Consider the following 13,263-nt stretch of genomic DNA (forward strand, 5'->3'; position numbering starts at 1 on the left):
ATTAAGTATTATGTTTCCACAAGGATAATATTTTTTTGACTAGACAAGAAATACCATTAACTGTTGAACAAGGACTACTACTATTTGTTCCTGCTCGATTATCTCTACCATCCATTAAAATTTTCATATTTTCCTCCGTTAACTTCATATGTTATTTCTGTAAATCTATATTTAGTTAATGTTATTTTCCAAATACCTTTTTTAATTTATTAATTAAAAATAGACTTGATTTTATTAAATAAAGAACTATCTCCTTCATCTCTCAATGCATAATTAGTCGCAGGATCATTTCCTATCATGTAATCTGCAAATGACTGTTCTGCGTGGAAATCTGGTGTCATTGTATTATGTATATAATCGTAATTCTTATAATTATGGTTATATACATCACTAAGCATGTAATCATTACTAAAGACTTTAGGACAATATGTTCCTAATACTTGAAATCTTTTTACATAAAATAAATTCAAAGCGCCTGATGCCATTCTCACAGGAAATCCTGAGTTTTCTCCAATAACTTCTACATTATCTAAAACTTTTAATATACTCAATGCATTATCACCTGCTGCAGAATAAGAATTCCTTCCTATTAAAAGTTTAATCTTTACATTTCCATTTTTTGATTGATATTGCATTATTTTCATTATTATATTCTCGAAAAGATAATCAGATCCACCTCCATTTAGTCTTAAATCAATAACTATACATTTAGGATTTTTGCTAATCAATTTTTCATTAAAATCTTTTTCTAACTCATAAATACTGCTGTTTTCATTTTCAAGTGCTGAATCATAATGCACTATTAGACTATTATTTTTAATTTCATTGTAATATAATTTATTTTTTGGTTTATTTTTTGGTATTGGTCTGATTTTAATGAATTCATCTTTTAAATTATTAAAATAAAATTCACCAATATTGAATGTAAAGAATTGTTTATTATTTATTTCTATTTTGTTTACTTTAATTTTGGGGAAATCACTTGATTTTATATCATAATTGTATTTATTATTGTCTTTTTTTAAAGTTAACCTTATATTATGGTCTTTTGTTATATTTTCTTTTCTCAATAAATTCATCATTATTATATTCTGGCATGCTACTTTATTACGAAATGATTCATTTTCACCAGATACATAGTTAGATATTCGTTTAATTACTTCATCTATATTAATTCCATTTATTTCCAATACTTTACTTCCGATAATATCATTTTGCGAACTTGCAAATACATAATATCCGTCACGAAATTTCTCTAATATAATATTTGAATATGAATTTTCATAATCGGATATAACTTGTACATGTCCTTGTCCAAGCTTTGCCATAAGTAATTTCATATCATACTGCATATCTAATAATGATTTAGTATTCGCATTCCTGATAATATTATTACATTCACGTTTAAATTCTTCTCTTGAAACATTATCAAACAAAATATGGTTTTCTACCATAAAATCCCTGAATTCTTTCATGATTTCTTTATATTCTTCTATATCTATCTTATCTTGTGGATTTATGTCCACAGTTTCTAGCTTATTAATATTCTCATTTGAAATATACATGCGTGTAGTATCTTCATCAAATTTATCTATGTATTTAAAACCAGTAGTAGTCATGATAAATATGATAACTACTAATAGGTTAATAATTTTATTTTTAAAATTTATTTTCTCATTAAACAATTTTATCCTGAAATTTTCACAATTTATTCCGAAACAATTGCAACTTAAATTACCACAATTAGATTCAGTAATACTGCCGGCATCGTTATTGTTTGTTTCTACTCCAGGATTTCTTCCATCTAGTAATAACTTCATTCATTTTCTCCTATTAAAATAAATTTATATTTAGCTAATATTATCCTAATAAAAACCTTTTAATTTTTAGAATATAGAAATCCCTTTATTTTATCAAACAAGGAACTATCTCCTTCATCTCTCAATGCATAATTCATCGCAGGATCATTTCCTATCATGTAATCTGCAAATGACTGTTCTGCGTGAAAATCCGGTGTAAGCATATCCCCTTCATAATCATAGTTTTTATAATTATGATTAAATACATCTTCCTTTTCATAATTTTGTTTAACTATTCTTATCCCATAATTACAATAAAGTTTTAGACTTTTGATATAAAACATACTATCAGAGCCCGTTGTATTTTTAATTGTAAATCCCGAATCAGATCCTATTACTTCAACATTATCCATTGTTCTCATCGTTTGCATAGTTGCGGGTGCTGTTGCAGAATATGAATTATTACTTATCAATACTTTAATTTTTGTCTTGGGATTTTTTATCTGATACAATGACATTTCTTTTAAAATATATGGGTAAATGTAAGCACTACCTCCCTCATTGAATCTTAAATCCACAACTATTGTAGAAGGCTTACTTTCATATAATTTTTTATTTATCTCTTTCGAAAAATCGAAAATATTAAATTCTGCATTATCAAAACATGAATTATAATAAATTATTAAATCTTTGTTTTTTATTTCAGAATAAAAGTTTTTTTCTGTTTGATTTATTACATCAAGTGGTTTAATGCTAACAGAATTCTGATTATTCATTCTATTTACAATCTTAGCTATATTCATAAAATAAAAATCAGTATTTTTAGAGTCCAATTTCCCAAATTCCCATTTTCTGAAATTTTGAGGAATTACATTTTTATAAAATATTTTCCCATTTTTTTCTAATTTAAGTGTTATTTCATTGCCACTTACTATATTTTCGCGTCTTAAATTATCGACTATTCTAATGTTTTCAATTGCAGAAAATCTGGATATATTCTTGTTTTCACCTAAAAAATATTTTGATACTTTCTCTTCTACTTCTTCAATTGGAGTATTATTTATTGCTAAAAGTTTGCTTCCTAGCATGTTACTGTCTTGTTTGTTGCATATTTTTATGTAGTAACCATCTTTTAACAGAATTAAATCTACTGGCAATTCTTCAGTAAAATATCCTGACCCAAATCCAAGATGTCCTTGTTTTAAACTTGACGCCAGTACTTTTAAATCTAGTACGGTATCTACTATTGTATGTTCTTTTTTATCTTTAATAAATTTGTCGCATTCTTTTGAAAATTCCTCTCTGGATGTATTATTAAAAATTATATGATTTTCTTTCAAAAAGTTTTCTACATCTTTTATTGTTTTTTCATATTCTTCTTGTGAGATTTTAGTTTTCAAATCAACCGTAATTTTGTCTTCTAAATTGATATTTTCTTTTGTAATAATTTCACGTATATATTCAGGTACTTCTTGCACATTATCTGAATATGTAAATCCTGAGCAAAAAGTTAAGAAAATTAAACTAAGTAGTGTTTTAGTAATAAAGCTAATTAATTTTGTCTTTTTATAGCTTATACAGATGTGTTCTTCTGTTTTGTTGTTTTTCACGCTAATTTCCACTCCTTTTGATAATGAAGCATAAATATTGCAACTTATTTGATATTTGACTTCTAACTTGTCGATTTTATTTTCAATGAGATTTATTTTGAATTTTAATGTTTTTATTCGAATCGTGTAACGTTTTCATAATATTTAAATAAAATCCTCGCTATTAATTCATATTATATTTAATTGATTTTTTTGTCAACAGTTTATTTATTTGAAGTTCTTATATATAAAGATTGATACGGATTAGTTTTTGTTCTTTTGTTTATAAATCAGATTATCCATAATAAACAAGTATAGATATTATCCGCTTTTGCTAACTTTATTTCATTTATTTGATAAATCTATAAGTATTTGTTTTTATATCGATACAAGATAGTTTCTTGTTGGAAATCATAATATGAACTAAAAAACAGAGACATTTTAATGTCTCTGTTCAATCTCTAATATTATTATTTAAAATCCAGTGTATCCACGAATTGTAATATTTCTAATAACTTTGTTCTTTTTTTGAATGTTTTTTCTATGTTTTTCTTCAAATATTGGTACAAATCATCGTTTCTAGCTTCAAATGATTTAATTTCCATGACAATATTCATGTACTTTTTGTCTTTGTATGTGCTTTTTAATCTCTTTCGATAAATTTCCCATACTTTTTCAAATGTTTTGTCTCTGTCCTGTTTGATAAGTTCTTCTACGAATAGTATAAAATAATACGAATCATGTATCGATGACAAGTTTTTGAACACATTCGTATAATCTTCTTCGTTCAAATATTTCTTGGTTTCTGATATGATTTCTTTCTCCATTTCAATTGAGTAATTATCATTGTCCAAGCTTTGTGAAAGCATGATTACATAATCGTTGATTAATTTGAATGTGGATTCTTTGTCGTCGACTTTTGAGTATTTGTACAGAAATTCTCTCCATTTTGCTATGAATTTGGTCATGTAATTCATAAGTATATACGTTCTTACATCTATTGTGAACACGTAATTAGATGTGAAGATGAAAAACTTTTTGAAATATTCAAAATATTTCAATAGCGCATCTGATATCATGCTAATGGATAATGTTGTGACTATTTCTTGGTTTTCTTCTGTCAATTCGATGTTGCCTTTTAATAGTGACGGACTATTTCCATATTGTATTAATTTTTTGATTGCGAATACAAATAGATACGAATATGATTGATCATCTTCGATTTTGTCGAATAAATCTTGTAGCATATCAAAATCTTTGTCTTTGATGAGATATAGTATGGCCTTTTTGTGAAGTTGTACTTCGCTCATATCGCTGTAGTAATTCACAACTGAAGAAAATGAATTTTCTTGTTCACGCTCAACTAAATCGATTAATTCGATGTCACTGTTTCTGTCGTTGATGTATATGTCGTTGATTTTAAGAAGTTCTTGTTCGCTATTTTCGTTTTTGAATGCGAATTTCTTCTTGTTCCAATCGTAGATGCTTAACCCATCTGTTCCTGTTTTTTTGTATATTAAAAAGTTGTTTAATCTAAAAATATCGTAATTTTCCATAGCTTAAATTATATACAAAAAAAGCTACCAAATCAAATTTGATAACTTTTTTATAAAATATGTAGTTTAGATTATATACCCACAGATATTTTTAAAGCTTCATCCAACTTTATCAGAACTCTATCGTCAAAGCTACCTACTTTTTCACGAAGCCTTTTTTTATCAATAGTTCTTATTTGTTCAGCTAAAATAACTGAATTTTTCGGTAAGCCGTACTTGGATCGTTCTATTGCCACGTGTGTTGGTAATTTCGCTTTATTTATTTGTGAAGTAATAGCTGCTATGACTACGGTTGGACTGTATTTGTTTCCCACATCATTTTGAACAACAACGACAGGTCTTACACCACCCTGCTCAGATCCAACAACAGGGCTTAAGTCTGCGTAAAATATGTCTCCTCTTTTTACCTTCATAAACTCACCCTATAAACTCTTCGCTATTTTAAGAACTATTTTTATTATATCCAAAACACTTCAAGAAATCAATATAAAAAACTTGCCCAACTTAAAAGCTGGGCTAAGATTAGTTGATTTTTTGTAAATAGTCACACACTTCTACGACTTTTCCATTTCTAGTATAAATTCTAGGAATTCTCATTGTAACTCTGCACAAAAGCTCATAAACATTTGTGTTTGCCATTTCTGCCAAATCATACAACGAGATTTCTCCCATGTCATCTTTTCCGAACAACAAAATTTTGTCGCCGACTTTTACATCTCTAATGTATGTTACATCTATCATGATTTGATCCATGCAGACTTTTCCCAAAATTTTTGCTTTTTTGCCGTTGATAATTACATAAGCTTTGTTGGATAATTCCAATGGATAGCCGTCAGCATATCCGATTGTCGCTGTTGCAACTACTGTTTCAGAGTTTGTCGTGAATGTTCTACCGTATCCAATGTCTGTTCCTTTTGGAACTGTTTTAATCATGGACACTGTTGTGTAAAGTGATGATATTTCTTCTAGGTTTAATCTTGAATTTTCCCTTACATAATCTGATGCGTGATAGCCGTAAAGTCCGATTCCGCATCTTATCATATCCAAGAAATATCCGTGAATTATCGCTCCTGCATCATTTGCTATGTGTTTTATTGGAACAGTTATTCCTCTGTTTTCCACATCAATCATAAAACCAATGTATGTATTGTATTGTTCTTTTGTATAGGAATAATCTTCGCTATCAGCATCTGAAAAATGGCTGTAAATTCCTTGCAACACTACATTATCCATTTTATAGATTTTGAAGATGTCTTCCAAGCATTTATCTTTGTCAAGTCTAACTTGAAATCCTAATCTTGTCATTCCTGTATCGATTTTGATGTGAACTTTGCATATTTTATTCAAACTTTTTGCAACGTTATTGATTTCAACTGCAGTTTCGTAATCGTAAACCGTTAATTCGATGTTGTTTTTTATTGCTACTTCAATGTTTTCATTGGAAATGTAGCCTAAAATCATAATTGGTTTGAATATTCCATTTTTGCGAAGTTCCAAGGCTTCATTTATATTGGACACTGCAAAGTAATCTATTCCTAAATATTCCAATTCTTTTGTGATAAATGCTGCGCCTTGTCCATAAGCATTAGCCTTTACAACGGCACACATTTTGACTAAATTGCTGATGTTTTTTATTTCTTTGTAATTGTGTTTTAATTTGTCCAAATCAACCTTCAAATAACTTTGATACTTAAACATTATTTCTCCTTACAGGCATTGATTGCTTCCGGTAAATTTCTAATAATATCCGATGCAATAATGCTATCTTCTCCTATTTTTTGTTTTGCAAAATCTCCAGCCATTCCGTGAATATACACTCCCAATTTACAAGCTTCGAACACATCTCTGTTGTGCATGAAACTTGCAATGATACCAGACAAACAATCGCCACTTCCAGCAGTCGCCATTCCCGCATTTCCAGTATTATTTACATATATTTCATCATTTTTTGCAACGATTGTGTGATGACCTTTGAGAACTACGATGCATTTGTGTTTTTTCGAAAATTCTGTGGCGACCTTTTCGCGATTTTGATTGATATATTCTACATCCAATCCAGAAAGTCTACTAAATTCAAGCGGATGTGGAGTTATCGCAACAGAATAATCATCAAATTCTAGTTCACTGAAGTCTTTTATTGAATTCAATCCATCAGCATCTATCAACACTGGTTTATGAAAATTTTTGAGTACGGCTTTTATCAATTCGTAATTTAATTTGTCTTTTCCCATGCCACAACCTATTGCGACACAGTTTTTATTGGAAATATATTCTAAAATCTGAGCAATAGAATTGGCACCCAATTTTTTGTCGACACACTCAAGTGGAAGTATTATATTCTCAACGGATTTTATTTGCATAATTTCTGAGATAACTTCAGGGACAATCGTGTACACCAATCCACTACCACAACGAAGTGCTGCCATGCTTGCCAAGTACACACTGCCACACATTCCGTTAGATCCACCGACTATGCAGACTCTTCCGTAGTTTCCTTTATTGGAAAAAGGATCGCGTTTTTTTATTGTAAAATCCATTTTAATCCTCCAACATCAACACGCACATTGCTATTGCGTATTCTTCATCGTGAGAAATGGATGCATCAATATCTAAAACTTTTGGAAATTTATCTGTATTTAATTTTACAACTAATCCCTCGTCATGTATAGACTCTACATCCATAAAACTCATTTTACCAATTCCAGTCTTCAAAGCTTTTGACACTGCTTCTTTCATGCAAAACATCCCCGCAATCGTCTCAAAACTTCTGTTTTTGGATTCAATGTATGAAATTTCACGTTCAGTGAAGACTTTTTTCATAAATTTATCCAGATTTTTGATGTTTTCTATTCGTGAAACTCTCAGAATATCAGTTCCACATCTAATCTTCATTTTTGATTCCTTCAAATTTTTCCAAGAATTTGTTTCTCAATGCTAAAAAATCTAATTTTTCGATATCTTCCACGCTTTCCACATCTTTTACGAAATCTTCTACTATTTCTCCTATTATTTCGAATGAATTTTGTGAAAAATTATTAATATTATACGATTCTGACAAGTATTTCATGCTTTCTTTCATTAATTTATCCGTCAAAATATCTTGGTAAGTTTGGTTGATATTGCAGTTACTGATTTCTTTTTCGATGACTTTTTTTATGGAATATATCACATAATACACAAAATCCATAAAAATTTCGTTGTTTTCTCTGTCATCAAGCGCAAATAATATTGACAAGCAGAAATTCCAGTTGAAGTCCTTGTCCAGTCTGCTGTTAAGTCCTTGTGCAAATGAAGTGTGAATGTAATCCCCAAATTCCATATCTGAAAAATCATACAATTCACCAAAACTAATCGGTTTGTTACTTATGGCATTGACCTTGTTTAATATGTCGATCAATCTTTCTTCGTATTGTTTTTTCTCCAAAACATCCATTACAGAAAACAAATAATCGCTCACTACATTTGCGATATTTCTCATATCTATTACAAAACCTAAGTTGTATTTCAGTTTGAGCATGTAACCATCGTGAATCATTTTTGTTATGATGCTTTTAAATTGTTGTCTTGTAGCGTCATCTTCGTTGGATTCCACTGTCATCATTTTTTTGTAAACGCTGTTTAATTGTTTGTCTATAATTGTAAGGTTATTATTGATTGAGTACATCACATCACGTATCAAATCTTCAGTCATAACGTAGTTTGAATTTTTGTACAAAATCGAATGATCTACCTCTCCCCAGAACACATTGACCATGGATTTGATTTGCACTTCGAAATTAATTTTCATGTCGTCATTTTCCACGAAAATAGCGTCGATTTTATAAATTTCGAACCCGTTTTTTTGTTTTTGTGGTTGTGGTTGATCCAGGTTAAGTCTGATTCTCATATCATACTTAGAATAATAATAGCCGTCTTCATCTTTGTAATAAAAAAGTCTTTTTAAATATTCGTACAAATCTTTTTCATTTTCATTGAAACGACATTCTATTCTAACTCCAATCAAATCTGGAAATAGATTGAACACATCCTCTACATCTTTACATTTTATATAATAATTTTGTTTTAGTATTTTTTCTTTGATGCTGTCTTCTTTTTTTACACGTGCGTTAATATTAATAACATCTTCGTTCGTTTCAAAAACTTTACTGAAAAACTCTTTTGTTTCTTCTGCAACAAAGTTTATGAATTTGTAACGACTATTAATTAATTTAACAGCATCATTCATAAATTGAAAAATTCCAGCTCTCATTTTATTCTCCTTTTTATTGCTACTACTATTTTACCATATTTAAGCATTTCACAAGCATCAAAAAAGAGCACTGCGTGTGCTCTTTTGATTTTACAATTTATAGAAACTTCATCCTGTTAGGATTAATGTCTCGTTCTATTTCGTGAAAGCCCTTGATTTCGATGTTGTTTTCTTCTATGATTTTTTCGATTTTCGGTTTGTCTTCCAAGTTATCGTACAATATAGAAATCCCACAACACACATCCAATACTCTTGGTGTTGGTGCAATCGTAGCTTTGATAGAATTTTCTTTGATTAAATCGTAAAGTTTTTGTCCGTTTGCCACATCTTTGAACAAGATGTAGTTCATTTTATCTGCCATTTTCAATCATTTCAACGAAGGCTTCAATTCTTGTCTTCAATTGTTCGCTGTCTTCGTCTGTATAGTCAGTTTCAATTCCCAATACTGGAATGTTGTGATCTTTAAGTTCTTTTTCTACAATGTGACCTTCTGTATCGTAAATGTTACAGAATTTTAAGTTAACATCGATTACACCATCAACGTTGTATTCTTTTGCAAGTCTGATGATGTCGTCAACTCTTTCAGTGTTTGGAGTGTAACATGCGCAGTTGATACCTTTCATGTATCTATCTGTTAGGTGATCAACCATTTCATCCATAGTTTTTCCAGATTCATCTACAGTTAATTCAAAATATCTTGAACCTGTACACATTTCTTCACATACAACAGCTGCTCCACTTGATTCAATGATGTGGTGTAGTTTCCAGTTTGGAATAGACAATGGAGTTCCTGTTAACATCAATCTTGTAGCGCCTTTTTTGTATACGCTAACGTTTTGTTCTTTTCTCTTGTCCAATTCGTCGCATAGTTCATTTACTTTTTGCGCAAATCTTGTTGGATCATCGTAGAATGCGATTTGTGAAATTAATAAGCAGTCCTTACCACTGATTGGAACATTGTCTAATTTACGGAATTCCCATAATCTTTGCATTGCACGTCTTTTGTTGTTGATTAAAACAATTGCATCGTGAAGAGATTCTGGAGTTAATTTGTTGCCAGTTAATTCTTCAATTCTGTCGATGTATCTATAAACTTCATCTTTAAAGAATTCAACGTCTTTGTCTCTTTTCATTTGTGGCAAATCAAAGATGTACATTGGAGCATCTTTTGACATGATTTCCCAAGCTTTTTTCTTGCCGTCGCAAGTCGTTTCTCCGACGAATAAATCTGCAAGTCTGAAGAATGGACAAGTTTTTTCAAATCTAGCACCTAGAGATGCTTTGATTAGTGGACATGTTGCAGTTGGAAGATATTTTTCTCCACCTGGTACCCAGAATTGTGATCCCGAACACAATCCAGTATTGATAGCTCCACAACCAAATACTACTTCATCAGGAACGTGAATACAGAATGTTCCTACAACTTTTCCGCCGTTTTTTTGGAATTCTATTAATTCAGCTGGTCTAATCCCGTGGATTTCTGCAACAACCATGTTGAAATAATCCATTTTTTCTGGTCTGTTTTCTTGTGATAAATATACATCACCAAATGCTTGTGGTAAAACTTCACACAAAACGTCGTGTTGATCGACATCCATTCCTAAATCTTCCCACATTTTTCTGTAATCTGCCATTTTTATACCCCCTAGTAAGTAATTACATTATCATCATAATCAAATTGGCTACAGTTATTAATCACATAATCAGGTTTGAAATCGAATTGCTTGTACTTTTCATCTATGTATTCAAATCCTTTTTTTGTAAAAATTTCGTGATATTCCCCTTCACAAAAATAACCTTCTTTGATTAATTGATTAAATTGTTTGTACACTCCAGCTGCCGCTTGAAGTTTTACAGATGATTTGTCCCTAAAAGAATCATCTATATGTCGTTTAATAAACTCAACTCTTTTGTCGATGTCGAAGATAAATTTGGAGAAGTATTCCACTTCGTATATTCTTTTCTCATCGACATCACACTGTCTGAGTTTGTATATAAGAGAAGAAATTTCTCTTGATTTTTCAATTAATTCGTCAAATATTTCTTCGTCAAATTTTTTGTCTAATTTTTCTTCAAGATATCCGATTAAAGACGTATAATCCTTGTATTTGTATACGAAAACATCCTTGTCAGTTTTCTTCTTCAACGTTTCGTAGCGAATTTTACAACTATCATCTACAATGAAAAATGATGAACTGAACATAAATGGACATCTGCCAAGTTCCAAATATGCAAAAGAAGAATTCAACATATCACAGTAGTTATTATCCGAATAATCTTCTGTGACTTCCTTGTCTATTCCGTAAGAATACACTGATTTCACTCCAAAACTCTCAACGATTTCCCATGGAATTCTTCCCCATAGTGAAACAATAGTTGTTGTTTTACTCAATGTGAGTGCATCAATGTATGCGTTTTTTCTAATATCCAAATAATCCATTATCTTGCTAGAACAGCTGCTCCCAACGCTCCTGCAAATCTCGCGTTTTCATTTGTTTCTACAGTTGCAGACAAAAGTTCTGACAAGTGTTCTGTCATATAATCATTTCCCGAAAAACCACCAGTCAAGAAATAATAATCAGTTGCTGGAAGTCTGTGAACCAAAGTTTTCACTTTGTTGATTATAGAATTAATTACACCACAGGCAATATCTTCTTTTGGTGTTCCTTTACCAATAAGTGAAATGATTTCTGTTTCAGCAAATACCGTACACATGGAAGAAATCTTGACATCTTTTCCAGTTCTCGCCAAATCAAACATCTCGTCAAGCCCAACTCCAAGACGGTTTGCCATTACTTCCAAAAATTTTCCAGTACCAGCAGAACACTTATCATTCATTATGAAATCTTCTACCATACCATTTTTGTAACTTATGGCTTTTGTATCTTGTCCTCCAATGTCGATAATAGTCATATCAGTATCGTTGAAAAAACTTGCGCCTTTTGCGTGGCATGTTATTTCTGTAACGACTTTGTCCGCAAATGGAACAGAAACTCTCCCGTATCCTGTAGCAACAACTTTGCTATTATCTTCGTTTACTCCATTTGATTCTAGCCATTCTTTTATAGTTTTACTTGTTTCAACAGAACTCCAGCCCGTTGGCATAACTTTTTTGAAAAGAATTTCTTTTTTTGAATCATCTAAAACAACTACCTTTGAAGCAGTTGAACCTATATCAATTCCTACATAATACATATTTATCACCATCTTCATTATAACATCAAACAAAATCTTTTTCTGATTTATAGGATTATTCAATAAATCACGCATTACTTATAGGAAAAATCTATAAGTAAAATGTGAATTAAAAAAGCCTTGAAAAATTAATTTCAAGGCTTGACTTGCTATCCTATTACTATAATATTTCCCCACCATCTAAAAATTGATTGTGATAATTCATTTGCAGCGTATAATCTGTCTTTTCCTTTTGGTTGTCCATTAAAGTACATTTCTCCCCAATTGTTCGGATCGTAAACTTCAAAATACAATCTATTATTGATATGAGTGTATCCTTTTACAACTAAGAAATGTCCTCCTTGGTAGTTGTAAAATCTACCGATATTTGAATTGTTGTTATTATTAAATGAAATAAATCCAGTATTCACACAAACAATTGCAATATTTCCATTATCCAATATATCTGTCAAAGTATCTTCTCCATTGTATACAATTGTACGATTTGGAATTCTTTGATCATTCAAATATTGTGATACAGTGTTTGTTGACCACCATCCACCTTGCATAGGATAACGATCTCTTGCTCCTGCTGCTGTCGCGATTGTATTTCTATTGAACCATTTCTCGACCATTACACTTGAAGATGGACCACAATTTGAGTTGCTAGCCCAGCCAGTGTTTCCTTGATCTATGTACCAATTATAGTTTCTGTTGTTGTGTACTTCTTGTCTTACTGCGCCTGTAAAAGTCGGTGTTACTAATACTACAATTGCCATTAAAAGCAATAATATTTTTTTGCTAATTTTCTTCATAATTTACTCCTTTAATTTTATTTTATAAAAAGAAGACGTTTTACTAATTTTTATAACCTCCTTATTTTATTTTTCTTCTTT

The 13,263-nt window shown here is 30.5% G+C and carries 14 protein-coding genes; all 14 read right to left on the minus strand.

Annotation, left to right across the window (positions count from 1 at the left end; genetic code table 11):
- Position 1 precedes the first annotated feature (1 nt).
- Positions 2-127 carry a hypothetical protein gene (locus tag ACLUJM_RS07420; RefSeq protein WP_412412557.1) on the minus strand — a complete coding sequence of 42 codons (126 nt, stop codon included), beginning with the start codon at positions 125-127 and terminating at the stop codon, positions 2-4.
- Between the two features lie 82 nt (positions 128-209).
- On the minus strand, positions 210-1,820 hold the full coding sequence (locus tag ACLUJM_RS07425; protein WP_412412558.1) for a hypothetical protein: 1,611 nt from the start codon (positions 1,818-1,820) through the stop codon (positions 210-212).
- Positions 1,821-1,879: 59 nt separating this feature from the next.
- A complete protein-coding gene (locus ACLUJM_RS07430; protein WP_412412559.1) occupies positions 1,880-3,409 on the minus strand; it encodes a hypothetical protein in 1,530 nt (509 codons plus the stop codon).
- Between the two features lie 449 nt (positions 3,410-3,858).
- Positions 3,859-4,944: a phage tail protein gene (locus ACLUJM_RS07435; protein ID WP_316094975.1), complete on the minus strand. Its 1,086-nt coding sequence runs from the start codon at positions 4,942-4,944 to the stop codon at positions 3,859-3,861.
- 71 nt (positions 4,945-5,015) lie between these two features.
- Complete coding sequence (locus ACLUJM_RS07440) at positions 5,016-5,357, minus strand: type II toxin-antitoxin system PemK/MazF family toxin (RefSeq protein ID WP_002835111.1); 342 nt, start codon at positions 5,355-5,357, stop codon at positions 5,016-5,018.
- Positions 5,358-5,466: 109 nt separating this feature from the next.
- A complete protein-coding gene (gene alr / locus ACLUJM_RS07445; protein ID WP_304066758.1) occupies positions 5,467-6,642 on the minus strand; it encodes an alanine racemase in 1,176 nt (391 codons plus the stop codon).
- The gene (locus tag ACLUJM_RS07450; RefSeq protein ID WP_304066755.1) at positions 6,642-7,481 is read right to left on the minus strand and encodes an NAD(P)H-hydrate dehydratase; all 840 of its coding nucleotides are present in this window, start codon (positions 7,479-7,481) and stop codon (positions 6,642-6,644) included. The genes alr and ACLUJM_RS07450 overlap by 1 nt, the downstream gene beginning before the upstream one ends.
- 1 nt (position 7,482) lies before the next feature.
- Positions 7,483-7,836: a holo-ACP synthase gene (gene acpS, locus ACLUJM_RS07455; protein ID WP_154272294.1), complete on the minus strand. Its 354-nt coding sequence runs from the start codon at positions 7,834-7,836 to the stop codon at positions 7,483-7,485.
- A complete protein-coding gene (locus ACLUJM_RS07460) occupies positions 7,826-9,193 on the minus strand; it encodes a GTP pyrophosphokinase family protein (protein ID WP_304066750.1) in 1,368 nt (455 codons plus the stop codon). Before ACLUJM_RS07460 ends, acpS begins: the two co-directional genes overlap by 11 nt.
- Positions 9,194-9,290: 97 nt before the next feature.
- Positions 9,291-9,554, minus strand: a complete 264-nt coding sequence (locus ACLUJM_RS07465) for a DUF3343 domain-containing protein (RefSeq protein WP_002835117.1) — start codon at positions 9,552-9,554, stop codon at positions 9,291-9,293.
- On the minus strand, positions 9,544-10,827 hold the full coding sequence (locus ACLUJM_RS07470; protein ID WP_002837167.1) for a double-cubane-cluster-containing anaerobic reductase: 1,284 nt from the start codon (positions 10,825-10,827) through the stop codon (positions 9,544-9,546). Before ACLUJM_RS07470 ends, ACLUJM_RS07465 begins: the two co-directional genes overlap by 11 nt.
- 11 nt (positions 10,828-10,838) lie before the next feature.
- Positions 10,839-11,633, minus strand: a complete 795-nt coding sequence (locus tag ACLUJM_RS07475; RefSeq protein WP_412412560.1) for a 2-hydroxyacyl-CoA dehydratase — start codon at positions 11,631-11,633, stop codon at positions 10,839-10,841.
- Entirely contained in the window at positions 11,633-12,388 is a 756-nt protein-coding gene (locus tag ACLUJM_RS07480) for an acyl-CoA dehydratase activase (RefSeq protein WP_294684408.1), read from the minus strand. Before ACLUJM_RS07480 ends, ACLUJM_RS07475 begins: the two co-directional genes overlap by 1 nt.
- A gap of 149 nt (positions 12,389-12,537) precedes the next feature.
- Positions 12,538-13,182 (minus strand): hypothetical protein, encoded by a 645-nt coding sequence (locus ACLUJM_RS07485; RefSeq protein ID WP_412412561.1) that lies wholly within the window; start codon positions 13,180-13,182, stop codon positions 12,538-12,540.
- Positions 13,183-13,263 lie beyond the last annotated feature (81 nt).

Source organism: Finegoldia sp., from assembly GCF_046991905.1.
In the GTDB taxonomy this organism is placed as follows: Bacteria; Bacillota; Clostridia; order Tissierellales; family Peptoniphilaceae; genus Finegoldia.